At 42.2% G+C, this 25,632-nt stretch carries 19 protein-coding genes; 14 read left to right on the top strand and 5 right to left on the bottom strand.

All coding sequences use genetic code 11. The features are described from left to right. Positions 1 to 57 precede the first annotated feature (57 nt). Positions 58 to 1,740 carry a glycosyltransferase family 2 protein gene (locus ACQY3F_RS14240; RefSeq protein ID WP_428355564.1) on the top strand — a complete coding sequence of 561 codons (1,683 nt, stop codon included), beginning with the start codon at positions 58 to 60 and terminating at the stop codon, positions 1,738 to 1,740. Between the two features lie 174 nt (positions 1,741 to 1,914). On the opposite strand, the gene ACQY3F_RS14235 is transcribed toward ACQY3F_RS14240, so the two are convergent. Both ACQY3F_RS14235 and ACQY3F_RS14230 read right to left on the bottom strand, forming a co-directional pair. Then, complete coding sequence (locus tag ACQY3F_RS14235) at positions 1,915 to 2,634, bottom strand: IS4 family transposase (RefSeq protein WP_428355562.1); 720 nt, start codon at positions 2,632 to 2,634, stop codon at positions 1,915 to 1,917. 35 nt (positions 2,635 to 2,669) lie between these two features. Next, positions 2,670 to 4,097 carry an IS4/Tn5 family transposase DNA-binding protein gene (locus ACQY3F_RS14230; protein ID WP_428353744.1) on the bottom strand — a complete coding sequence of 476 codons (1,428 nt, stop codon included), beginning with the start codon at positions 4,095 to 4,097 and terminating at the stop codon, positions 2,670 to 2,672. Between the two features lie 331 nt (positions 4,098 to 4,428). Between ACQY3F_RS14230 and recC the strand changes: the two genes are divergently transcribed. Both recC and recB read left to right on the top strand, forming a co-directional pair. Next, positions 4,429 to 7,584 (top strand): exodeoxyribonuclease V subunit gamma, encoded by a 3,156-nt coding sequence (recC, locus tag ACQY3F_RS14225; RefSeq protein WP_428355561.1) that lies wholly within the window; start codon positions 4,429 to 4,431, stop codon positions 7,582 to 7,584. Beyond that, a complete protein-coding gene (gene recB, locus ACQY3F_RS14220) occupies positions 7,571 to 11,089 on the top strand; it encodes an exodeoxyribonuclease V subunit beta (protein WP_428355559.1) in 3,519 nt (1,172 codons plus the stop codon). The genes recC and recB overlap by 14 nt, the downstream gene beginning before the upstream one ends. On the opposite strand, the gene ACQY3F_RS14215 is transcribed toward recB, so the two are convergent. Beyond that, on the bottom strand, positions 11,060 to 11,272 hold the full coding sequence (locus ACQY3F_RS14215; RefSeq protein ID WP_428355557.1) for a hypothetical protein: 213 nt from the start codon (positions 11,270 to 11,272) through the stop codon (positions 11,060 to 11,062). The two genes, recB and ACQY3F_RS14215, sit on opposite strands and share 30 nt — an antisense overlap. A 158-nt stretch (positions 11,273 to 11,430) precedes the next feature. Between ACQY3F_RS14215 and ACQY3F_RS14210 the strand changes: the two genes are divergently transcribed. Further along, entirely contained in the window at positions 11,431 to 11,610 is a 180-nt protein-coding gene (locus ACQY3F_RS14210) for a transposase (protein ID WP_428355556.1), read from the top strand. 45 nt (positions 11,611 to 11,655) lie between these two features. Here the strand turns inward: ACQY3F_RS14210 and ACQY3F_RS14205 are convergent, their stop codons facing one another. Then, positions 11,656 to 12,423, bottom strand: coding sequence for an exodeoxyribonuclease III (locus tag ACQY3F_RS14205; RefSeq protein ID WP_428355555.1), 768 nt, complete (start codon positions 12,421 to 12,423; stop codon positions 11,656 to 11,658). A 98-nt stretch (positions 12,424 to 12,521) separates the two neighbouring features. Here ACQY3F_RS14205 and rpmE point away from each other — a divergent pair, with 98 nt between their 5' ends. Together rpmE and ACQY3F_RS14195 are read left to right on the top strand one after the other, a co-directional pair. Beyond that, positions 12,522 to 12,722 carry a 50S ribosomal protein L31 gene (gene rpmE, locus ACQY3F_RS14200; protein ID WP_428355553.1) on the top strand — a complete coding sequence of 67 codons (201 nt, stop codon included), beginning with the start codon at positions 12,522 to 12,524 and terminating at the stop codon, positions 12,720 to 12,722. Positions 12,723 to 12,766: 44 nt separating this feature from the next. Then, on the top strand, positions 12,767 to 14,056 hold the full coding sequence (locus ACQY3F_RS14195; RefSeq protein WP_428355552.1) for a citrate synthase: 1,290 nt from the start codon (positions 12,767 to 12,769) through the stop codon (positions 14,054 to 14,056). Between the two features lie 254 nt (positions 14,057 to 14,310). On the opposite strand, the gene ACQY3F_RS14190 is transcribed toward ACQY3F_RS14195, so the two are convergent. Then, positions 14,311 to 16,644, bottom strand: coding sequence for a penicillin-binding protein 1A (locus tag ACQY3F_RS14190; RefSeq protein WP_428355550.1), 2,334 nt, complete (start codon positions 16,642 to 16,644; stop codon positions 14,311 to 14,313). Between the two features lie 563 nt (positions 16,645 to 17,207). On the opposite strand from ACQY3F_RS14190, the gene ACQY3F_RS14185 reads away from it, so the two are divergent. The 8 genes from ACQY3F_RS14185 to aroB are packed head-to-tail and all read left to right on the top strand — an operon-like array spanning position 17,208 to position 25,603. Then, on the top strand, positions 17,208 to 18,269 hold the full coding sequence (locus tag ACQY3F_RS14185) for a pilus assembly protein PilM (protein ID WP_428355549.1): 1,062 nt from the start codon (positions 17,208 to 17,210) through the stop codon (positions 18,267 to 18,269). Then, entirely contained in the window at positions 18,269 to 18,835 is a 567-nt protein-coding gene (locus ACQY3F_RS14180; RefSeq protein ID WP_428355547.1) for a PilN domain-containing protein, read from the top strand. Before ACQY3F_RS14185 ends, ACQY3F_RS14180 begins: the two co-directional genes overlap by 1 nt. Then, positions 18,835 to 19,335, top strand: coding sequence for a type 4a pilus biogenesis protein PilO (locus tag ACQY3F_RS14175; protein WP_428355545.1), 501 nt, complete (start codon positions 18,835 to 18,837; stop codon positions 19,333 to 19,335). Before ACQY3F_RS14180 ends, ACQY3F_RS14175 begins: the two co-directional genes overlap by 1 nt. 56 nt (positions 19,336 to 19,391) lie before the next feature. Next, positions 19,392 to 20,957, top strand: a complete 1,566-nt coding sequence (gene tnpC, locus ACQY3F_RS14170) for an IS66 family transposase (protein WP_428353782.1) — start codon at positions 19,392 to 19,394, stop codon at positions 20,955 to 20,957. Between the two features lie 23 nt (positions 20,958 to 20,980). Then, the gene (locus ACQY3F_RS14165) at positions 20,981 to 21,640 is read left to right on the top strand and encodes a pilus assembly protein PilP (RefSeq protein WP_428355544.1); all 660 of its coding nucleotides are present in this window, start codon (positions 20,981 to 20,983) and stop codon (positions 21,638 to 21,640) included. A gap of 13 nt (positions 21,641 to 21,653) precedes the next feature. Beyond that, positions 21,654 to 23,933, top strand: a complete 2,280-nt coding sequence (gene pilQ, locus ACQY3F_RS14160; protein WP_428355542.1) for a type IV pilus secretin PilQ — start codon at positions 21,654 to 21,656, stop codon at positions 23,931 to 23,933. Positions 23,934 to 23,993: 60 nt separating this feature from the next. Beyond that, on the top strand, positions 23,994 to 24,515 hold the full coding sequence (locus tag ACQY3F_RS14155) for a shikimate kinase (RefSeq protein ID WP_428355540.1): 522 nt from the start codon (positions 23,994 to 23,996) through the stop codon (positions 24,513 to 24,515). Positions 24,516 to 24,517: 2 nt separating this feature from the next. Then, positions 24,518 to 25,603 carry a 3-dehydroquinate synthase gene (gene aroB / locus ACQY3F_RS14150; protein WP_428357696.1) on the top strand — a complete coding sequence of 362 codons (1,086 nt, stop codon included), beginning with the start codon at positions 24,518 to 24,520 and terminating at the stop codon, positions 25,601 to 25,603. Positions 25,604 to 25,632 lie beyond the last annotated feature (29 nt).

The following is a 25,632-nucleotide window of genomic DNA, read 5'->3' as shown; positions in this document are numbered from 1 at the left end:
TTATAAGAGGTAGGGATATATTATTTTAGCTAACTCAGTTGAACAAGCACTTGCATTATGGAAAAAACACATTGGATGCGCCGTGGTTTGCGTAAGTTTTTTAAATGTATTCCTACCCAATTTTTAAACGCTAATTCGTCATGGCAATGGCTACGATTTTACCCCGCAATTATTCCAGCCCCACAATGTTTCAAACAATGGAATATTGCCAATGAAAAATTATGTCCAGGTTACCAGGCATGGATAGATAAGCACAGTCTGACATCGCTGGAAGATTGGCAGGCATTAAGACAACAGGCTTATGATTGGCAGGCACCTCCTAAAATTAGCATCGTCACGCCTGTTTATAATGCCGATGCGAATGTGCTTTATGAGTGTATTATTTCACTACGCGCTCAAGCCTATCCTTATTGGCAATTAGTGTTAGTCGATGATGGGTCTGCGCAGGTTGAAACTCTCAATATGCTAAAGTCGGGAGTTTGTAAAGATCCGAGAATTCAGGTTTATTTTAATCAGCAGTCGCAGGGAATTTCAAAAGCAACTAATAAAGCTATTGCAAATTCTCAGGGAGATTACGTGGTTTTTTTAGACCATGATGACCGCCTGGCACTGGATGCCTTATACCTGATAGCAGAGCAAATTCAAAAGTACCCTGAAGTTGATATTATTTATAGCGATCGGGATATGATCTCACCGTTGAATAAACGCTATATGCACTTATTTAAGCCCGATTGGTCGCCTGAAACGCTGTTGTCTGGAAATTATATTTTTCATTTAATGTGTTACCAGCGTAGTCTTATAAATAAACTAGGTGGTTTGCGCACAGAGTTAGATGGTTCACAGGATTATGATTTAATCCTGCGTGCTGCAGAAACTGATCCACAAGTAAGGCATATACCGAAAGTGCTTTATCACTGGCGGCAATATGAAGGTTCAGTATCGCTGGATAGTGGCGCTAAAAACTATGCGTTTGCAGCTGGAATTAAGGCATTAAACCAGGCCATGCAACGGCGTGAAATCGCGGGAACTGCAACAGAAATAAAATCACTATGGCGCGGTAATTATCAATTAGATTTAGTTTGCGTTGATATAAGTGACATTGCTGTTATCAGGCTAGATACAGAATTAGAAAATAATGCTTATACGCAGTTTGTTAATCAGGCTGTTCAAGAGACTGAACAAGCTTATATTGCAATTATTAGTGAGGTGCTGGTGCCATCTGATGAAAATGCTTTAGGTCAGTTAGCCGCATGGTTACAGCTAGAGGGTGTCGGTTTGGCCAGTGGTAGTATTATCACTGATAATCAGCAAATACACTATGCAGGTGCTACGTATCAGCAAGATGGCAGCTTACTTATTCCTTACCAAGGTGCTCCCGTTAGCGAGGCAGGCTATATGGCGGTTACTCATTTGACTCGAAATATCAGTGCCCCACACCCGTATTGTGTGCTTATTCGTCGTGAACTTTGGCAACAATTGAATGGATTAAATGCAGATTATCAAGGTTTTTATAGTTTACTGGATTTTAGTTTAAGAGCCTTGGCGGCTGATTGGCGTTGTGTCAGTGTACCGCAAGCGCAATATATATCCAGCCGGCAGAGTTTATTAATGCAATTCCCAGAGCAGGATAAAAAGTTGTTTTATCAACAATGGCAAGCCTGGCTAAAAAAGGGTGATCCATACTATAACCAGAATCTGGCTAGAAATAATCAGGATAGCTTATATCATTTAGCTGCCTAGGCCTGCCTATTACCCATAAATCATGACACACAATATCACCCGCCTTCCAGTAGCAAGAACCCGGCACACAAAAGCTGCAAAGCTGCGTACCCTCGCCACATGATTTGATGACCGGGCGGGGGATCTTTTTTCCGCCCCAGATGTCCTCCAATTCTTGCTACCAATTGTACAGCTTCACCTAGTAACAAAGGGGGGTTTAATCTTTTTTTTTGCGTAGGCGTGCAGGGTACGCAATTCAACATCAGAAAATAATATTTCAGCAGGAAGCTCAGGCGTTTCTCTACCCAGAAGCGTCATGAGCATGATCCGCCAGGCGATAACCAGATTGATACCAATCGCCCGACGCAACCGCTCAGCCGTTTCATGAGCAAGATCGTCAATTTTACAGCCTGATTTTAGCACACGATGCCAGTCTTCAATTCGCCAGCGCAACGTATACCAACGCAAACACTTTTCAATGTCCTTTGCGGATTCAATTTTAATCGTTGTCAGTAAAAACCACTCGACGGCCTTTGTGCCTTGAGGCGGGTTTTCTTCTAGCGCATGGATAAGCTGTATTTCAACCGGCTCTTTGTCATGATAATAGCTGGGAGCAGGGAGTTGTATGGCTAAGTGACGCAATGCCAGTTCTGCCCGCCTTCCTGGTCTTGCTGCTTTGGCTTTTTGCTTGCTTTTTTTAGGCCGGGCACTTTGCTGGGGAACATTGACGCTAACTCGACTTTGTACTCTGGTTTCACGAATGGCTGCGAACAGCTTGAAGGGGGATTCATTAATATTACGGTCGTGCTGAGCACGAATAAGCAGTTCAACACAGGGATTTTTTCTTTGTTCATCAAACAATTCAAAAAAATCAGCTTCCCGGTCACAGACATTAATCAGTTGTGTTTGCGGCATGGTTGCCGCTAATTCAACCAGGTCACGGTGGTGCTCTATCCAGACAAAGGTCTTTTTTCTTCAATCGGTATTTTTGATGGTTTACGTTTGTCATCGGGCAATCGGGGGTGCGGAGCAATACACTGTGCTTTTAGGACGCCCAATGGCAAGCCATTGGGCGCAATGGCGAAGCTTGAGTGTAAAGTCAGTCCTTTGGTTTTTGCACCGGTCTGGTTGGCTTTCAACTCTCCTAAGCCACTGCATTTATCCAGGTTTGTGTAGTTGAGTTCACTGCCATCTTGCAGGCATAGCACCGTTTTTTGCCCCATCATCCGTCGCGCTGTCCGTTCGCGGTGAGGTTGCAAGATATTTTCCAGATTAACGGCTGAGCCTTCTGGCTGGTCAATCATGCGATAGTAGGCCTTGGTGGCGGGCCAGTCACCTTCAACTGTCCCTGAGAAGGCACTGCCAGGATTCTGGGCTTTAGCATCAGCGACGTTGACGAGCCTTTTACTTAATCGTTTATCGCCCAGTGGCGCACCGCCAAATTCATGTTCGGCCCATTGCTCAGCATCCAGTCCTTCACTGATAGTCAGTGCGCCCAGACCTGCATTGGCTGATAATCCCAGCTGTTTCCTGAAAGAGGTATCGAGTGGGTACATATAAATCGTTTTTTGACTTAATGTCGAGTCATTATGCCGGTCCTGGCGTCCCCGCCCTTTGGTTTTTCCGATGGCCAACCAGTTTGAAGCCTTATAGCAGGTGCCCGAATAGTGCTCGGTATCAACAAAGCTTTCAATGAGCAAGGGTGAGTATCCATACTGCCGGTTAAAATCTTTTGCTATCGTTGCCATGCTCATGCCTAGTACTTTCGATGCCAGGTTTTTGCAGTTGACACTGGGACGGATCAAAAAACGACTCATCCCGACGATCATATGGAGCTGTGCTTGATGCTCTTCTTGATTCCAGCCTATCCATTGATCGCGGGCGGATAATTGCAAAGCCGGCGCGGCATACCCAATCCCTCCTAACCAGCCATGCTCGGAACGAATCAGGTAGCGCATTTGCCTGCCCACCAATATTGCTGCTTTCAGGTAGTGTTCTGTAAGCATCAGTTCATTCCAGGTTCGCATCTGATCTGCCTCTTGTACTAGTACCAATTCAAGCGCTGCAATGTGCCTGACTTCATCGGGTACATCAACAGGATGTGGTACGGAGTCCGTTAAACGGCGGGGTGATTTTGTGCCCGTTTTGTGTTGCACCCTGGGTAGCTCAAAATGCCCCGATGATTCTAGAGCACGGAGTGCTTTCAGGCAGCCACTGGTTTGCATTTTCCCGCGTGCATCGTGAAATTCAAAGTGTGTACAGACTTGTTTGGCTAAATCGCTTCTATGTGCAACTCCCTTGCCTTCCAGTAATTGTTTGATGTATTCTATATTGCTTGATAAGGAGAGTGTTCGTTTGATTTGGTTTTGTTTATTCATGCCTTATAGCATGCAATAATTATTCTTGATTGTCCAGCTGTAATTTATGGGTAATAGGCAGTGCTAGGCTTGCAATCTGCGTTACACTTTTTTGTACCATGCTTCACCCATAGGTTAAGCGGACATTTTTTGCAAGTGCGGTGGAATCAAGAGCTTGTGCTAAAAACCATGAGCTACTAATTTTTCTAGGTTTAAGCCCTCTCTTGCTGGAGAGGGTTGGGTGAGGAGGATAAAATCATGCATTTAAATCCCCCCATCCCAACCTTCTCCCTCTGGAGAAGACATTTATTCTTAAGTTAACAGTATTGAATTATTACCCAGTCAGGAACTCATGTTTATTCTACACAGCTCCAACAAAACGGAAAACCTGCTTGAGCACCTCAGTGCTATTATTAGTCATGCGCCTTTAACGGACTCATTTGCCAAAGAGGTTTTTTTAATTCAAAGCCAGGGTATGGAGCGGTGGCTATCGCAGCAACTGGCAACTAAATTTCAAGTGTTCGCTAATTTCGAATTTTTATTTCCGGGAAAATTCTTTAACCAGATGGCGCAACAAGTTAATCAGCATATTCAAACCGATGTGTTTGCACGTGAATTAATGTTGTGGCGCTTTGAAAGCTTATTGCGTGAGTTGGATGAACCGGTGTTTTTAACACTCAAACAATATATTAGTGGCGAAAATACCGATCTAAAGCGCTTTCAACTGGCAACTCACCTAGCGCAAGTGTTTGATCAATATCAAATGATGCGGCCTACCTTGCTAAATGACTGGCAACAGGGGAAGTTACATTATTTCACCGATACTGAAAAATGGCAGCAAGCCTTATGGTTAAAACTCACTGCTCAAACGGGTGAACAACATCGAGGCGCTTTATGGTTGCAAAGTATAGCTAGATTAAATGAACTAGGAGATGGTGATTTAGATGGGAAATTGCCTGAGCGCATTTCTATTTTTGGTTTAAATGCCATGCCCCCCTTGTTTATGGAATTTATTCAGGGGCTGGCGCGACATACTGACGTGCACTTTTACCTGCTAAATCCTGCTCAAGCGTTTTGGGCGGATATCGTCGCCAGAAAGCGTGCTGATCTAGAAGAGTTTGAAAATGGACATCCGCTATTAGCTAGCTTAGGGCAGCAAGGAAGAGAGTTTCAGCAAATGCTACTCGATTGTGCTTTCGAATTGGAGCTGGATAGCTTTGAGCCATATGCAGCAGAATCAATCAGTAATTTGCAACAATTGCAAAATGATATGCTGAATAACTTAACCGCACTAACAGCGCTTGAAAATGATCGCTCCATCAGTATACATTCCTGTCATTCTCGTATGCGTGAAGTTGAAGTACTAAAGGATCAGTTATTACACGCGTTAGAAACGGATCAGACACTGGAATTACGCGATATCGTGGTGATGGCCCCTGATATACAGCAATATGCGCCATTTATCAGTGGCGTATTTGATGATATTCAACATGCCATTGCAGATCGTAGTCTGCGTAGTAGTAATAGTACTTTCGATGCATTTCTGCGCTTTATCCGTTTGACGCAAAGTCGTTTTGGCTGGCAGGAAGTGATGGATTTACTAAGCCAGGAGGAAGTTTATCGGTGTTTTGGTTTAAGCGAAACTGATGTGGAATTAATCGCTCACTGGGTAGCAGATACTCATATACGCTGGGGGAAATCAGGCGCATATAAGAAGCAGTTGAGCTTACCTGAATCACCCGAAAATACCTGGCAAGCGGGACTTGATCGGCTATTAATGGGCTATGCAGTCGGTACAGAAGATGATTTTTTTGCCGGAATCCTGCCATATAGTGAAATTGAAGGCTCGTCAGCTCAAGCATTAGGCGGTCTCTACGATTTTCTGCAAGTATTATTTGCTGCCAGTAGCAAACTTGGCAAAAGCCATACCTTAAAAGAATGGGCTAAGCATTTACTGGCTTATGCTGATTTATTATTCCCAGCGGAAAGTATAGACTCGGCAGCGCAACAAGCCGAAAAGTTGCAGATGAATGAAATTTTTCTGGAATTGAGTGAGCAGTTTGCAGCCGTCCATGAACAGCCTGTTCCCATAGCCGTTATTTTAGCCTGGCTGGAGGGGCGCGTTGAAGAGGTTAAGTCCTCGAATGGATTTTTGCGCGGGCAACTGACTTTTTGCTCGATGTTGCCGATGCGCTCTATTTCCTTTAAAGTCATTGCCTTATTAGGCATGAATGAGGGCGAATTCCCGCATATTGATCATCATCTCACCTTTGACTTATTACGCAATGACTTTCAGCCGGGAGACCGCTCCAGGCGGGCCGATGATCGCTATCAATTTCTGGAAATTCTGCTTTCCGCGCGCCTGCAGGTGATTATCACTTATATCGGTCAATCCATCAGCGAAAATGAAATGATACCCGCTTCTGTCGTCATTCATGAATTACTGGATGTGATGCAGGAATATTATCAATTAGATGATCTAGTGATTAAGCACCCATTACAAAGTTTTAGTCAGCGTTATTTTAGCGGGGATACTAAGCTATTTAGTTACAGCCAAAGCGATTTTGCAACGACTCGAGCTCTAAGCAATAAAGAAATACAGAGCAATTCCTGGTGGCAAGGAGAGATTAAAGCTGAGCAACAGGAAATTATAGAGATACAGGACCTAATACGTTTCTATAGCCACCCGCAAAAGTATTTTGTGCAACAGCGGCTGAATATTCGTCTAGGGGGCGTTGAGGGTGATGAACAAGAGCACGAGCCATTTAGTATTGAGGGAATGGATAGTTATCTGCTAAATCATCAGTGGATTGATGCCAAATTACAGCAGAATAATTTATCACTGGCTAAACTTAAAGCTCAAGGGCGATGGATTTCTGGCGAATTGGGCGTGATAGCTTTTAATGCACACGAGCAGGAAATAGAAAAATTTGTCGAGAAGATTAAATCAAAAAATGCAGGGTTGAGTACCGATCCTGTAGCGATTGATTTAACGCTAGGCTCTGTGCGTCTGGTCGGGACTATCGCGCATCAATACACTGATGCGAGTTTAATCTATCGGTATTCAGCGTTAAAAGGGAAAGATTTTATCGTTGCCTGGTTACAGTACTTAATACTCAACCGATATGGTCCACATACAACCCACCTAATTAGCCTGGATGACTATATTACTTTTTTGCCAGAACATATTCAGGGTGATGAGCTTGAGCAATTTCTGAGTCTTTATCAACAAGGGCAAAGCCAACCGGATGTGTTTTTTACCGAAGCGGCTTTTGCTTATATTAAACAGCAATATGCATTAAATAAACCGGGCAGCAGGAGTTCTACACCGGCGCTGGATAAAGCAAAAGAGATTTTTAATAAATCTATTGAGCAATTCTATGAACCTGAGTTACAGCTACTTTATAAGAACCTGGAAAATGTAGAGGATTTATTGAATAGCGAGTTTGAGCAGTATTGTAATGATTTATTACTACCTGCATGGGAGGCTGCAAGTGCAATCAACTAAACAAGACTTCAATCCCATTGCTACCGAGCTGAAGCCTGGCGTTAATTTATTAGAAGCCAGCGCCGGAACAGGTAAAACTTACGCTATCGCCATGCTTGCCTTACGTTTTGTGGTGGAACAGAATTACACTATTGATCAGCTACTGATAGTCACTTTCACTAAAGCCGCAACCAAAGAATTAAAGGAGCGTGTGCGTGCACGCCTAGTCGAAGCAAAACAGTTTTTAACCGGGCAATTGCCTGTCGGGCTTGATGCAAATATCAGCACCTGGGCAGAGGCACTACTGGAAAGCACTGATATCGATCAGCAGCTAGCTGTACAGCGCTTAAACAATGCTTTATTAAGTATCGATCAGGCAGGGATTTTCACTATTCATGGCTTTTGTCAGCGCTTACTTAAAGAACATGCTTTAGAAAGCGGGCAGATGTTCGATGTGGAGCTAAGCGATGAAACCTTAGCGGTACGCCAGCAAATGGTTGAAGATTTCTGGCGTAGTCAGATTTATCCACGTAATGCCTGGGAAGTTTCATTGCTTTGCCATCTATATGATACGCCAGATAAATTAATGGCAAGCCTGGGCTTTTATCCTGCAACTTTAACTATCTATCCCGAGCTTGAAGATTTAGACGATTTGTTAGTCGCGTTGAAAGCGCAGGCATTACTTGCAAAAACTGCGCTGGATCAACAGGGGGAGTTAATAATAGCCGCTGTGGATTCCGACTATTTTAAAAAGTCATTTACAGAAAATTTTGCAGAAGTTTATCAGTGCTTAAACCAATGGCTAGTAGCGACAGTGGAGAGCACCGAACATTTTGATTGTCCTTGCCCAGGCGAGTCCGGATTTAAGTTCCTTAGTGGTGACAACTTAGCCAAAGAAATTCGTGTTGCACATAAAGGCAAACTGGATTTTGATAGCACAACTTTTGATTTATTGTATGTCTATAGTCAGAAAGTCAGCTTGACCTTACGCCGCGCATTGGCCGAAGAACTGCAGCATAACCTGGAGACACGCTTGCTGCAACTCAATATCATGTCCCATGACAGCCTGATTACTCGTACTGCAGAGGCTTTATCTAATCAGGGTGGAGAGTTGCTAATCAAGGCAATTAAGCAGCAATATCATGTGGCATTAATTGATGAATTTCAGGATACCGACCAAAATCAGTGGCATATTTTCGCGCATCTTTTTGCTGACCCAGAACAGTATTTATATTTAATTGGTGACCCAAAACAGGCGATTTATAAATTTCGCGGAGCAGATATTCATTCCTATTTGGAGGCCAAGCAGCAGGCGAAGAATCACTATACTTTGGGTCACAACTGGCGCTCTCACCCGGACCTGGTACAAGCGATTAACCAGCTTTTTAGCCTAACTGATAATCCTTTTGTATTTTCAGGGTTAGAGTTTAACCCGGTGAAGCCTGCCTTAGATGCTGCACAGGGAACTCTGATGCAGAATAATCAGCCACTCGCGCCGTTAGTTTTATGGCAGTTAGCAGAAAGTGAGAGTACTAGCGGTTACTGGACTAATGGCAAAGCGGCTGAAGAAATTAAACGGGCAGTGACCAATGAAATTTTATATCTACTGCAAGGAGAGGTTAGCATCCATAGCGATGGTGCATCTCACGCCATACGAGCTGCTGATATTGCTATACTGGTGCGTACCAACGCGCAGGCCGCGCTGTATCAGCAAATATTAAAGCAAGCAGGCATTCCTGCGGTAATCAACAGCACCGACTCGGTGTTTGCCAGCAGTGAGGCGCTGGATTTGTATAAATTGATGCAAGCCCTGGCGCAACCTGCTGATATAAACCTGTTAAAACAGGCCTTAAGCTTGTCCTGGTTCGCTATGGATGGACAGCAGCTGTATCGCACTTTGAGTGATGAAGTGCAACTTGGTGCCTGGTTAAGTCGCTTTCAGGACTACCATGAACTATGGCAAAAGAAAGGCTTTATGGCAATGATGCTGCGTTTTTTAAGCCAGGAAAATGTGCGTGTGCATCTCACCCGTACAGCACAGGCTGAAAGGCAGATTACGAATTTGCATCACTTGCTGGAATTAGTGCAACAAGCCAGCCTGGATGAACATTTGGGACTGCTTAAAAGCATCGCCTGGTTACGCTCTGCGATAACGGCAGAAAATAACCCTAACGATGAGCAGCAATTACGTCTGGAAAGTGATTCCGATGCAGTTAAAATTGTCACCATGCACCGCTCTAAAGGACTGGAATATCCGATAGTTTTTTGCCCCTACTTATGGTCGCGTAGTGATCGTTTGCAAAAAGAACAACTGACGCTCACTTGCCATGCGGAAGGTGAAATGCTGGTCGATTTAGGTTCGGATAATTTTGCACAGCATCGGGACATAGCACTACAGGAAGAATTGGCTGAAGACTTACGTATACTCTATGTCGCACTAACACGGGCTAAGTATCGCTGCTATATAAGCTGGGTAGACAGCCGATCGAAGCATAAACCAAATCAGTCTGCGCTGGCTTATCTGTTATATGCACAAGCAGACATTGCATTTACCCAGCAGCAAGAAATATTACAGCAGTTAGCAAGTGACTATCCCGCTAGTTTTGCTTATCAATTGCTGCAACCCGGCAACGGGCTAAACGGAACTTACCAGGTAACTGAGCAAGGTGGTAATTTAACAATACCCAGACAGAAGCGTCATTTATACAGTAACTGGCAAATGAGTAGTTATACCGCCTTATCCTATTTAAGTCAGCATGAAGCAGCAGAATTGCCTTTGGATAAAGCTGAGGAGGGCAATGACGTTAGCTATTCAATTGAGCAAGCACCGATTGCATTAGCTAAGGGCGCGCATACCGGAAACGTTATCCACGATCTGCTAGAAAATATTAGTTTTACGACCCTGGCAGGGAGAGAAGAAATAAGCCAGCAACGAGATGCAGCCTGTCAGCGTTATGGTCTAAGCGTTGATGCTCCTGAAATTATTAACGAACTACTGTACCACGCCGTAACCACGCCCCTTAGCATAGATGATAGTGAGTTTTACCTTGCGAATATAAATGAAAAATCTTGTCTAAAGGAAATGCCTTTTTATCTAAGCTTGACTGAATTTAGCACTGATAAGATTAACGAAATCCTGCAGCAACACCCCGCTTTTCAGCCTTTGTCTGCAAAGCAAATGCAGGGTTATTTAACCGGTTTTATTGATTTAATATTTGTATATCAGGGGCGTTACTATGTGCTGGATTATAAAAGTAATACCTTGAGCGATTATCAACCGGAGTCTTTAACACAGGCTATGCGCGAGCATAACTATGGCTTGCAATACTGGCTGTATAGCGTGGTTTTGCATCAATACTTGCAACAGCGATTACCGGCTTATCAATTTGCAGAACATTTTGGTGGAGTACGCTATCTATTTGTTCGCGGTATGCAGGCAGAGCAAGCGACGAGTGGTGTGTATAGTGATTTGCCAGATGAGCAGCGGATTAGTCTGTTAACCGAGCTTTTTATGCAAGGAGGGTAATACTCTTTTAGAGTTTGTAATTATATCTGTGCTTAGCGAAAAGCGTTTTTGTTTAAAGTGATGATGTAGGCGTGAGGCTAATAATACAAAGACGACACCTGCATAAAAAAGCGGCTCACTTAAATCGGATTTAACTAACCAAAGATAATGAATCACGGCACTCACCCCTGCTAAATATACCATATATGGACTCCTCAATTATTGCAAGCCAGGTTTTTAAATTTTGGTGATATCAACAGTGAACAAGATTGCAGCTATATATTCGGTCTCTAACAGAGTGAAATGGTTCAATAAAACAGGACACTTCTAAAGACATATTTATAATATCATTAGAGCTGAATATGAGTAAGCAAGCTAAATCAACAAGACCTGTTTATAATCTTGAATTCAAACAAGATGCAGCCAAATTAGTTATTGACAAAGGATATGCTCACCAACAAACTGCGGACAGCTTAGGCGTATCCTTAAGTGCGATTGGGCGCTGGGTTAGAGCAGACAATCGAAACAAAATCAACACCTAGCTTATCTGGTCAGTCAGAATTAGCAGGGTCAAATGCTGTGGGTATTTACAGCTTATAATCCACGATGAGAGGCGCGTGATCTGAAAAGCGCGTATCTTTATAAATATAGCTAGCCTGTACGCTATCTTTTAGCCTGGCACTAATCACCTGATAATCAATGCGCCAGCCAACATTTTTTGCCCAGGACTGGCCGCGATTGGACCACCAGGTATATTGTTCTGCTTGTTGATTCACCAGCCGAAAAGCATCATACCAGGGCTCCTGCTCAAATAATTGATCTAACCAGGCGCGCTCTTTGGGTAAGAAGCCTGAATTTTTCTGATTGGCCTTCCAGTTTTTTAGGTCGATTTCTTTATGTGCAATATTCCAGTCGCCGCAAATTATATAATCGCGATCACTGCGTGCGTTTTCCTGTAAAATGGGCATATAACGATCCATAACACTATATTTAAAAGCCTGGCGTTCTTCTTTAGAAGAGCCTGATGGCAGGTAGAGGGAGATTACACTGAGCTTACCTAGCTGTATTTCTAAATAGCGTCCTTCGCTATCGATATCTTCAAAGCCCATGCCGACGATGACTTTGTCGGGTTTGTGTTTGCTGTAAATAGCGACTCCACTATAGCCTTTTTTTTCCGCGCTATGGTAATAGCAATGATAGCCTGCTGGCCTAAATGCTTCGGCTGTTAATTGCTCGGGTTGTGCCTTGGTTTCCTGTATACAGACGATATCTGCATCTTGTTGTGCTAGCCAGGGGAAAAATCCTTTGCGCTCGGCAGCACGGATACCGTTGGTGTTTATGGTAATAATACGCATAATTGTTGATAGTGACTTGCAGTAATTAATTTAAAGAAGTATTATACTCTGTTCAAAATTGTATGTTAGTCGATTTATTAGACGTGGAAAGGTCCATTATGAAACCAGAAATTCACCCAGATTATAAACAAATAACCGTTACTTGCGGTTGTGGAAATGAGTTCTCTACAGGCTCAGTTTTAGGTAAAGATTTGCATATTGAGGTATGCTCTTCATGCCATCCGTTTTATACCGGAAAGCAGCGTGTTGTTGATACTGCAGGACGAGTAGACAAATTCCGTAAGCGTTATAATAAGTAATCAGAAGAGGTTACTTTAGTGTAAACCAGACATTAGGAAACAGCATGGCACAAGATACATTGACTATAAGAAATAATTCTAATGGGCAGGAAGCTGACTTTCCCTTATTAAAAGGTACTGTAGGTACTCCCGTTGTTGATGTCAGTTCATTGCATAATCAAATGGGTCTGTTTACCTATGACCCGGGATTTTTATCTACAGCTAGCTGTAAAAGTGCAATCACCTATATAGATGGTGAGAACGGTATTTTGTTATACCGGGGTTATCCGATTGATCAATTAGCTGAAAAATGCTCTTTTCTTGAAGTGTCCTATTTGCTGATGAATGGCGATTTTGGTCAGCCATCTGAGCAAGCTGAATTTGAGCGAGAAATCAGTCATTACGCGATGTTACATGAAGCCATGCGTGGTTTTATAGATGGTTTTCATTATGATGCGCATCCTATGGCAATGATGGTTGGAATTGTGGGTTCCCTATCTGCGTTTTATCATAGTGAGTTGAATATGAATGACCCAGAACATCGACGTATTTCAGCGATGCGTATGCTGGCAAAGATGCCGGTGATTGCAGCAGCGTGTCATCGTCATTCTATAGGTTATCCTTATGTTTATCCTCGCTCTGACTTGAGCTATGGAGAAAACTTTCTGAATATGATGTTTTCCCTGCCATCGCAGAAATATATTGATATAGATAACTATATCGACCCGGTCGCGGTTAAAGCTCTGAACCTGTTATTTATTCTGCATGCTGATCATGAGCAGAATGCCAGTACCTCAACAGTCCGTCTGGCAAGTAGTACTGGAGCAAATCCTTATGCCTGTATTGCAGCGGGTATTGCCGCGCTCTGGGGGCCTGCGCATGGTGGTGCTAACGAAGCAGTATTAAGTATGCTGGCGGAGATTGGTACGGTAGACAGAATTCCTGAGTATATAGAAAAGGCTAAGGATAAGAATGATCCTTTTCGTTTGATGGGCTTTGGTCACAGGGTTTACAAGAACTTTGATCCTAGAGCAACGATTATTCGTAAAGCCTGTTATGAAGTGCTAGAAAGTACTTCGGCAAAAGATCCGCTATTTGATTTAGCGCTGGCGCTGGAAGAATATGCATTGAAAGATGAATATTTTATTGAGAAAAAACTCTATCCAAATGTGGATTTTTACTCAGGTATTATTTATAAGGCGCTTAATATCCCTGTGGATATGTTTACCGTGATGTTTACCATTGCTCGTACTGCTGGCTGGGTATCTCACTGGCTAGAAATGATGGCTGAGCCAGGGCAGCGTATTGGACGCCCAAGGCAGGTTTATACCGGGAGAGATGTGCGTAATTTATAGCACACTAGTGGATTATTTATGTTCGATAAGAAAGCAGCCTTTATGGCTGTTTTTTTATGTCTAAAGGAAAGTCGGATCTGAGCAGCGTAGTGTGTACAGAAGGAAGGGTGGTGCTGTTGACTTATGAATAAACTCCGGAGAAGGTTGGGATGAGGGGATTGTAAATGCTTGATTTTATCCTCCTCACTCACCCCTTTCCAGCAAGAGAGTGCTTAAGCCAACAGTATTGTTGGAAGGTTATTACATGCGTAAGTCTAAAATAATGCTTCTTCTGGTGTTTGCTGCTCAGGTATGCCCAGCTCTCCGGTTAGCGGGTTTTCCGCTTCATAATTAGGTGTAAACTCAGTTGGGATCGATTCGTCGGTGAAATACTCCCAGATCCCGGTTGCCGATTCTTCTCTAGTCAGCAGGCCTGTTTCTGGGTCGATCAATACTTTGCTGATGCCTTCCGGCATTAGGAGTTCTTGTTCCACATGGTTTTGTAGCGCATAACGCATAAAATCTATCCAGATGGGTAGCGCTGCTTTGCCGCCCGTTTCCCAGCGGCCAAGACTTTTGGAGTTGTCTTTACCTACCCAGGCTATGCCAACAATTTCAGCTGAAAAGCCATTGAACCAGGCATCTTTTTGATCATTCGTTGTGCCGGTTTTTCCCGCTAGATCTATCCGCAGTAGGGATTTGGCTTTGGTTGCAGTACCTCGCTGCACAACATCGCGTAATAGTGAGTTCATTAAGAAATTTATTTGCGCGGAAATAATTCTAGGCGCAGTGCTATTCTCGCATTCAGCACAAGCAGTTAAAGGCTCTGCTTGAAAGAGTATCTCGCCGGTACTGGATTCTATGCGGTCTATATAGTAAGGGTTAATTAAATATCCGCCATTAGCAAACACTGCGTACATCCGGGCCATTTGAAGCGGTGAGGCGTGTCCGCTACCTAATGCGATAGATAGCTTTTTGGGAAGCTGTTCTTCCAGAAAACCGAAACGCAGGGCTGTGTCGGTAATTGTTGGAATTCCGGTTGCTCTTGTCAGGCGTATAGCAATGAGGTTGCGAGATTTGCGTAATGCTGTGCGGATGCTGGTAGGGCCGTAAAATTTATGGCTATAGTTCTCTGGTCGCCAGGCGCTTTCTTCTGTAGAGCCGCTGGTGCTTACTATAGGTGCATCGTTGATCATGCTTGCAGGCGTGTAACCCGACTCAAGCGCGCTGGTGTATATAATAGGCTTAAAGCCTGAGCCTGGCTGGCGTTTTGCCTGGGTTGCGCGATTGTATTTATTATTGAAATAAGCATAGCCGCCGGTTAATGCTAAAATAGCCCCTGACTTGGGGTCTAACGCTACAAAAGCACCTTCTGCTTCAGGAATTTGCGCTAGCCGCCATGAGTCGCTGACTTGCCTGACGCGAATCGTGTCGTGTAATTCAATAATATCTAAATAGGAATGAATTTTTTTGCTTTGCTGAGTAGCGGAGTTCAGCTTTGTGCTCCATGGACTGTCTTTCCATAATAACTTTATGAGTGTGTCGTCTTTAAGTTTCGCCGTTAGTTGTTGTGTATTAATTTGAATGACTTCGGCTGGATAAGTTGCGCCTGTGCTATCGCTTGATTTTAGCGGGAGTTTTTGTTTATTGCTGACTCTATAGCTATGACGCTCATCATAGTGATGCAAATTTTCTCGTAAAGCGTTAACGGCAGTATTTTGCAGATCCGACTTTAAGGTGGTGTATACTTTGAAACCCTCTGAATATGCCGCATCTTCGCCATACAGCTGGATAATATCATTGCGTACCATCTCTGCTATATAAGGTGCATATAGCTCTCTTTGAGAGGTGTAAGTGTCGGCTGTGATCGGGGCTTGTTTTGCTGCAGCATATTCTGCTTGCTGGATATATTCTAAATCGAGCATACGCTTTAAGACATAATTACGCCTTAAAACAGCACGTTCCGGATTGGATATGGGGTTGTAACTAGAGGGAGCTTTAGGCAGTCCGGCAATCATACTTAGTTCGGCCAGCGTTAACTGTTCAAGCGGACGGTCGTAATAGATTTCAGCTGCAGCTGCTACGCCATACGATCTTTGTCCTAAATAAATTTTATTGAGATATAGCTCCAGAATTTCGTTTTTACTAAATTCCTGTTCGATTTGTATGGAGAGTATGATTTCTTTGAGTTTGCGGGTATAGGTTTTTTTATTACTCAACAAGAAATTTCGCGCAACTTGCATGGTTATAGTGCTGCCACCCTGCTTTTTTTTGCCTGTTAACACCAGTTGTATAGCTGCCCGGGCGAGCCCTTTAAAGTCGATACCTATATGCGAAAAAAATTGACCATCTTCGGCGGATATAAAAGCATTAATGAGTTGTTGTGGTGTCTCAGCAATACTAACGGGGATGCGTATTTTTTCACCAAATTGTTCGATTAATAGCCCGTCCTGACTGTAGACGTTTAAAGGTTGCTTGTACTGGACATCTCTTAATACTTCAATATCGGGTAGTTCAGAACTGAGTTGTTGATAGACAAAATAAGCTGTGATTAATCCTGCGATAGAGAGTGTAAGGAATATAGTGAGTAAGTGTTTTAATATTCTCATTACAGGTGTTGGTTTTTTGGTAAAGTTAATTTAGCACTTTTAGTTGCTGAAATCGTTACGTAGCCAGCTATGCACCGGTTTCAGCGCCCCGTATCAAGCACGGGGCAGGCTTTGCTATCGACAAAAATTAGCTCCCTATATTCTCCGCATCCGTAACCGCGCGAAGTATAAGCTGTTTTTTAGGTGCTATTATACTGTCTATTAATTTGTAGTGTGTTGTTTATAAAAACCTGTACTGCAATCCTCCCTTGGCACTTGTATCTGGTACAAGCGTGTGAGCGCGCTCAGGGTGAACTGTTTTATTGGCACAGCTTGGTGTTCCTTGGTACAAGTCATTAAAAGCGCTAAATCATTGCAAAAACATATAGCTTATATAGAGTCTTTTTGTATTAACTGTTAAGGTTTAACAAGTGCTTACGGTTGTGAGTTAGTTTTCTATATTAAGTTTTTGCTTAAAGGTGGTATGAAAATATAAAAATATGACTATACTTCTTACTAGATTCTAGATTGGGAAAGTGATGTGTTATTCCCTGATGTTATTGAAAAAATAAAAGAGCTTCTACATGAAATGGTTCAACCGAAAGCATAATCACCTTCTTGGGATAGATATTAGTACAGCCGCTGTTAAGTTGTTAGAGCTAAGCTTGTCCGGCAATAGGTATAAGGTTGAAAGTTATGCTGTGGCTCCTTTAGCTCAAGATGCAGTTATTGATAATAATATCTCTAATATAGAAATGATTGCTGAAGCCATTAAGGTTGCATTAAAACAATCGGGTACCCGCGAACGCCATGCTTGTGTCGCAATCGCTGGGTCTGCTGTGATGACTAAGGTAATTACCATGTCAGCACAATTATCTGAAGATGAAATGGAAGAGCAGATCATGGTAGAAGCTGATCAGTATATTCCTTACTCTTTGGATGAGGTGCGTCTTGATTTTGAAGTGCAGCAGGTTAATGATGCAAATCCTGAAATGGTAGATGTGCTTTTGGCTGCATCACGTAAAGAAAATGTTGATGAGCGTGTGGAAGTTCTGCAAATGGCAGGTTTAACGGCAAGTATTGTCGATGTAGGGGCGTTCGCTATGGAAAACTCATTTGCTTTACTGAAGGATCAGTTGCCGAATGACGATGATGAGCAAACTGTCGCAATTGCTGATATCGGTGCAACCATGACAACCCTGAATATTTTACAGGACGGGCATGCTATCTATACGCGTGAACAAGGTTTCGGAGGCAAACAGCTTACTGAGGAAATTCAGCGGCGCTATGGGCTTTCTTATGAAGAAGCAGGGCTTGCTAAGCGCCATGGTGGTTTACCCGATAACTATAACAGCGATGTGCTAGGTCCATTTAAACGAGCTTTGGTGCAGCAAGTTGCAAGATCATTACAGTTTTTCATCTCATCTAGTGCGAATAGAACCATTGAAAGTGTTGTTTTAGCGGGTGGCTGTGCTTCCATCCCGGGCATTGATAAATTAATTGAAGAAGAATTAGGTATTCCTGCATTTGTGGCCAATCCTTTTACTAATATGGCGCTATCGAATAAAATTAAACCGCAAAGTTTAAGTAATGATGCGGCTGCAATGATGATTGCCTGTGGTTTGGCGCTAAGGAGTTTTGACTGATGACTCGAATTAATTTATTACCCTGGCGCGATGAGTTACGTAAGCAAAATCAACAGGAATTTATTATAAGTATTGTGTTTGTTGCTGTTGCTGCGATTGCAATATTGTTTGGCATGCAGGCATATTTAGACAGTCTGATCGTGGAGCAACAAGATAAAAAACGTATAGTAAACGCAAAAGTAGCAGAAGTTAATTTGATTACCGCTAAAATTAAAGATATTGAAACACAAAATACCATTTTACAAAGTAAAAGAAGTGCGATCCAGGCCTTACAAAAGAGTCGCCCTGAGATAGTTCATTTTATCGATGCTATAGCAAGAGTAACTCCAGAAGGTGTGTACCTCACTCAATTGAAACAGGATAATGCCCGTGTTGCATTAATAGGCAAAACGCAGTCCAATGCACGTGTTTCAGCTTTTATGAGAAATGTCGAAGCCAATCAATGGCTAGTTGATCCAGAGTTAAATATTATTCGGGGCAGCAATAAAAACAAGAATGGTAAGTTAAGTGATTTTACTTTGTATGCGCAACAGTGGAAAAGTGAAGCTGAAGATGAGGAGTTGTAATGAACCTGTCTGAAATTAACTGGGATCTCAATGCAGCAGGTAGCTGGCCTAAGGTAATTAAAGTAGCTGCAGGAATATTAGTGTTTCTGATATTAATGGGTTTGGGATACTATCAGTTTACCAGTGAAAAAGTAGCACAATTAAAGATAGAAAAAGAAGCTGTTGCATCTGCCTTGAATAAATACCAATATGCTTGGCGGATGGCACAAAATCTGGAATTACACCAGAAGCAGTATAAGCAAATACAAGCTTCATTGGCCGAAATGATGAAATTAATGCCAACTAAAGCTGAGGTTGCGAGCTTATTGATCGATATATCACAGACGGGTTTATCGAGTGGGCTGGAATTTGAATTATTTAAACCTGCTGGCAAGATTGATAGAGGGGATGTTATTGAGTTGCCTATCGATATTAAGGTGATTGGTCAATACAGTGAATTAGGCTTGTTTGTCAGCGGGCTTGCGACACGTAAATATTCAGACCCCTACCGACAAACTTGACAACTAATTTAAAAAAGGCTTGTAACTTTATGATACCAAGAAGTATTATGTAGGCCATGCAATTAAGTAATCAGGATCTAAGCCAACTTGACGAAGAAGAGCTTCTAAATTTATCAGAAGAAGAGTTACGTCGTCTTTCAATAAGATTGCTTACAGATTTAAAGGAAGCTCGTGAACGGTTAAGCCAGAATTCCCATAATAGTTCTCGGCCTCCAAGCAGTGAAGCACCATGGGAAAGGGACACTCAAAAAGATTCCAGTAATGATTCCGAAGAGGAACAAGAAGCGACTTCAGATAAAAAAGAGTCATCTCCTACTGAAAAGCCCAATAAAACATCCAGACAGTCCCCGAAAAATGAAACAGAAGAACAACGAAAACCAGGGAAGCAACTTGGAGCCAAGGGTTTTGGGCGACAACAAAAAATAGTGATCACAGACTATCAGGAACATTTTCCTGAAATATGTGAATGCTGCCATCAACCATTAAATGACCATTTCAAAAAAGCATACACGGCTTTTGAAACCATTGATATCGTATGGTCTGATGAGAAAAATCCAGGCCTGAGGCTAACGAATACCAAGCATAGCTATTATGAAGTCACCTGTCACTGTGGACATATTACAATAAAAGAACCGCATCGTTCCAATTCCGATGGCACCTTGCAGGATATAAACTGTAGCCAATGGAGATTGGTAGGTCCGGGGCTTGCAGCATTAATTATATGCCTTACTTATCGCATGCGGCTTTCACGAGAACGTGTCCAAGAGTTTTTATGTGATTGGCTAGGGTTACAGATTAGTGTTGGCACGATTAACAATACATTACATGAAAGCGGCGCAGCAGCAATGCCTATAGAAGCTGAATTAGTAAAGGAAGTCGTAGAAAGTAATCTACTTCATGTTGATGAAACTTCCTGGATGGAACTCACCACTTTTTTATGGCTATGGGTTTTTAGTACAGATACCGTCACAGCCTACTGGATTTCAACTCGGTCATCAGAACTGATTGAAAACATCCTGGGTCAAGCATATTGCGGCTGGCTAATGAGTGATGGTTACCAGGTTTATCGAAAATACCTTAATCGAGCTCGTTGCTGGGCTCACCTGATTCGTAAGGCAAAAGGCTTAAAAGAGGGCTTAAATAAAGACTCTCAGCTATTTGGAGAACAAACACTCAAATTAATGAACATGCTTATGACAGCAATTCGTGAAGCACGGCACCACCCTCCAAACTCGCCACTGACGGAAATTTACCAAACGCAATTGATAGCCTATCGGCAACTGTGTGAACAAATGAAAGCATCAACACACACAAAGACCCATGCGCTAGCAACAGAAATGCTCAATGATTGGGAGGCTATCTTTCGGGTACTCGAATTCCCTCATTTACCCTTAACCAATAACGAAGCAGAACGTGCCTTACGGCACTGGGTTATATTAAGGCGAATCAGCTATGGAACACGAACTGAAGAAGGTTCATGTGTGTTTGCTATTTTGATTAGTGTCATCGAAACCTGTAGAAAAAGGCAGCAATCCCCATGGATATATTTAGCGGCCGTTATTCACAATCAGCGGGTAGGTGTTGCGGTTCCTAAGCTACCAATTGTTAAGGGGTCTGAATAATTACTGCGACACTGCCAAGAATTGTGACTATAAAAAATATTCAGATCTCCCCTGTTAATAAACCTTTATTAGCAATGAATGCCCTGATTACAACATACCGGGAAGGCATCAGTGATATAGAAAAAGATCCATTGGCATTGGATAATAGCGCTTTAGTTTGTTTAGGTCATGATGGATTGACAGTACAAGGATGTAAAAAGAAAAGTACCATTGTTGTGACTTATGCAGAACTTGAACAAAGATTAAAAGAAAAAAGAAAAATTACTAATCCCATAAGAATCAGCCCTATTCAACCTATGCCTCCCGTTGGTACATTTTTATTTGACCCAGATGGCTTAAGAGATCCATTTAGGCCAATTGAAAAAAGCATGGAAGCCATGGCTGCAATAGCAGTTACAGATAATGGAGTGCACCCGGATTTTAATCGACATAAAGAAGAATTAGAGGGCTATTCCCTGGATACCTTAAGAATGGTTGGTACTGTGAAAATGAAGCGTGTGCTATGGGGTCTGATTAAAGCTAGTGACGGCACAATTCACCGAGTTAGAGAAGGCAATTACTTAGGTAGAAATCATGGACGTATAATGCGTATATTGCAGGATAAAATTGAAATAATGGAAATTGTTCCAGATCAGCCGGGCAGTTGGCGTGAGCACCAGGCATCAATAGCGTTATCTGAGTGAGCTGGAGATTGATATGAATATTAAGCAAGGTGGTTTTTGTATGAGCTTTTTAAAGCAATGGTCTGTATTGCGTATTTTGGCAATAAGCGCATTATTATTGGGGCAGGTTTCTGTTACAGAAGCTAAAGAAGTTGCACTAAGTTCAGTAAGCTTGAATGCGCTGTCTGGAGATAACTTGCAGCTTGCTTTTGAAATGACAGGAGACGTTGCCAAACCAAAAGTATTTCATACCGATAATCCGGCAAGAATAGTTTTAGATTTTATAGGTGTCAAAAGTGCTTTAAAAAAGAAAAAAAATATTATACGTGTCGGGGGAGTTACTAGTTTTGTTGCCGTTGAAGCCGAAGGGCGACTAAGAGTTGTTATTAATCTTGTCAAACTTGTGAGCTACCAGGTGGAGTTGCAAGGGAATCGTGTGATTGTCGAACTGCACAGTTCTAGTAGATTAGCCCGGGATAGTCATGAAAAATTAACTAAAAAAACGCTGAATCAGTTTGCCAGTTTAATACCGGAGCAGGCGATTGATAAAATTGACTTTCGCCGTGGAAAACAAGGAGAAGGCAATTTATTAATATTTTTGTCTAATCCTAATACCGTTGTTAACACCCAGGAAAAATCTGGCAAGATTGAGCTAAGTTTTTTGAATACAACATTACCAGCTAAGTACGCAAAAAAAATGGATGTACTTGATTTTGCCACGCCTGTTTCATTGATAGAGGCAAAGAAAATAGGTTCTAAGGTAAAGGTATTAATTACTCCAGCGAATAAAGATTTTGCTTATTCTACATTTCAGTCAGATGGCTTGTTGACTGTAGAAGTCAGGGCTATTAGTTCGGGTGATGAAGAAGAGAAACGCAAAAATAAATTCCCCTATAGTGGTGAGCGATTATCATTAAATTTTCAGGACATAGAAATTCGTTCTGTATTGCAAATTTTGGCTGATTTTACCGACCTTAATATTGTCGCTTCAGATGCAGTTACCGGAAATATAACTTTACGTATGAATGATGTTCCCTGGGATCAGGCTTTAAACTTTATTTTGAAGTCTAAAGGTCTATCTAAAAGAGAGGCTGGAAATGTTATTCTTGTGGCTCCGACAGCAGAAATTCTTAAGCTGGAGGAAGAAGAGCTAGAGTCGCAAAAGGTGGCAGAACGTTTAGAGCCTTTAAAGACTGAATATATACAAATTAATTATGCCAAAGCAGAAAATTTTAGAGATATTTTGCTTGGTATTGATAACAATAATAATAACCAATCATCGGGTTCTAATGGATGTAGCGTATCTGATGGCGGGCCGCTGGGTAACATTGAGGGTGTAGCTGGAACCTCTAACCGTGGTTCCGGGGGCAGGGGCGGAGGTGGAAATTCAGGTGGAAGCAATCAAGGTGGAAATCGTGGAAATTCAGGTGATGCTGAAGATCAGAATTACACACTATTATCTACTAGAGGAACCGCAATTGTTGATTCGCGCACGAATACCTTAATTGTTAAGGATACCGCTAAAATTCAGGAAGAAATCAGGGTGATGATAGATAAATTAGACAGGAAGGTACGCCAGGTTCTAATTGAGGCCCGGATTGTCATAGCGGAAGAAGGATTCGCCCAGGAATTAGGTGTTAAATTCGGTGCGGCTTATGTGGGTCCGAATGGCTCGTTTGGAGCGACTACCGGGAGTAATCCAAACAATGGTACACCAGGAGATATAGTGTCGCCGATATTATCTAATCTGGCAGTCTCTAATCCGTATGGCGCATTAGGTATGACTTTAGCAAGTGGTGCAAATTATGTACTTAATCTGGAAATTTCTGCGCTACAGGATGACCTCAGGGCAGAATTCATATCTAATCCCAAAATTTTAACCTCTGATCGTTGTGTCGCTGCAATAAAGCAAGGTGTGCAAATACCCTTTCAGACTGTAAGTCAGAATGGAACGCAAACGCAATTTGAGGATGCCGCAATAATTCTGGCAGTAAGGCCGCAAATTACACCGAATGGTAGTGTGATAATGGACTTATTTATTACTAAGGATACACCAGGAGTGCCAACACAGGATGGGCTGACCATTAATACACGACAAATTACGACTAGTGTCCAAATAGAAGATGGAGAGACAGTTGTGTTAGGCGGGGTCTTTGAGGGTAATACACGTCATGATGTTAACTCGGTACCCTGGTTTGCTGATTTACCTTTAGTCGGTTGGATGTTTAGAAAAACGATAGAGGAGGACTTTAAAAAAGAACTTTTAATCTTTATTACCCCTAAAATTATTAAAGATTCAATGAAAATGAGGTAGTGAGCTTCAATTGCAAGAAGAAAAGGGGCATAATGCCCCTTTTTTTATGAAAAAACATTAATGAATAAAAAAAATATATATTTAATTGGTTTAATGGGTGCTGGAAAGACAACAGTAGGCCGCTTGCTGGCAAAGTCTTTGGGAGTTCCGTTTTATGACAGTGATAAGGCGATAGAGGATATAACTGGAGTCGATATTGCCACTATCTTCGAATTTGAAGGAGAAAAAGGCTTTCGCGTAAGAGAAAACAAAATGATTAAGGAGCTTACTGATCTGGAAGATATCGTTCTGGCTACGGGAGGCGGGGTTATTTTAAATGAAGAAAATAGACAGCGCTTAAAAGAAAATGGTTTTGTTGTTTATTTAAAATGCTCTGTTGATAGAATTGTTGACCGGACATCTCGCAATTCTCAAAGGCCATTACTCAATGTAGATGACCCAAGAGATAAAATTCAAACAATTCTTGACGAGCGCGAGTCCTTATATATGGATTGTGCCGATTTTGTGATTGATAGCGGGCAAATACAAAGTAAGGCTGCAGTAAAAGAGATACTTAAAGAATATACAAATAGATTAAATTAATGATAAATACCATGCAGGTCGAGCTGGGTGACAGGAGCTACCCTATTTATATGGGGGTAGGCAATCTTGATAAAGCGGACTTATTGATTCAGCATATCAAATCAAAACAAGTCATCATCGTGACAAATGAAACGGTTGCCCCTTTATATCTGCAGCAGGTAAGTAGGCATTTGCAGCAGTTTCAAGTTGAAGTCGTTATCTTGCCAGATGGAGAGCAGTATAAAACACTGTCTACAGTGGAGACAGTTTTTACAGCTTTATTGAGTAAGCAGTTTAGTCGAAATGCAACGCTGATTGCTCTGGGTGGTGGGGTGGTTGGTGATATCAGTGGGTTTGCTGCCGCTTGTTATCAACGAGGAATACCTTTTATACAGATTCCTACCACTTTACTCGCTCAAGTAGACTCTTCAGTAGGAGGAAAAACCGGGGTAAATCATGCGTTAGGTAAGAACATGATAGGTGCTTTTTATCAACCGCAATGTGTGATTATTGATGTCAATGTCTTAGCTACGCTGGATGATCGGCAGTTGGCAGCGGGAATAGCAGAAGTGATTAAATATGGCTTAATCCGCGACTACGACTTTTTTAGCTGGATTGAAGTTAATATCGATAAAATTTTAGCCAGAGATGAAACCGCGCTAACCTATATCATTGAGCAATCTTGTCGCAATAAGGCTGAAGTTGTTGCTGCCGATGAAAGAGAGTCTGGAACTCGCGCAATATTGAATTTGGGGCACACATTTGGACATGCAATAGAAACCGGAGTGGGTTATGGACGCTACCTGCATGGTGAAGCGGTCGCTATTGGAACCTGCCAGGCTGCAGATTTATCCAGGAGAATGGGTCTGTTAACTGATATTGATGTGGAACGAATTGAGACACTTCTACGCAAGGTTGGGCTTCCAACAGAACCGCCAGTTGACTTATCAGCTGAGGAATTCATTAATTTAATGGCAGTAGATAAAAAAAATGTAGATGGTGAGATTCGCCTGATTTTGCTTAATAAGATTGGTGAGGCAAGCTTGCCCATTGGCGTTGAAAGATCAGTTTTACTTGAAACATTGAATCACTATGGACGTACAGATTGATATTCTTTGCTTGTTGCAAGAATGAAAAT

Source organism: Methyloprofundus sp., from assembly GCF_965251085.1.
Lineage (GTDB): Bacteria > Pseudomonadota > Gammaproteobacteria > Methylococcales > Methylomonadaceae > Methyloprofundus.
Note: the sequence above shows the minus strand (reverse complement) of the source record. Positions and strands in the feature narration are given on the sequence as shown.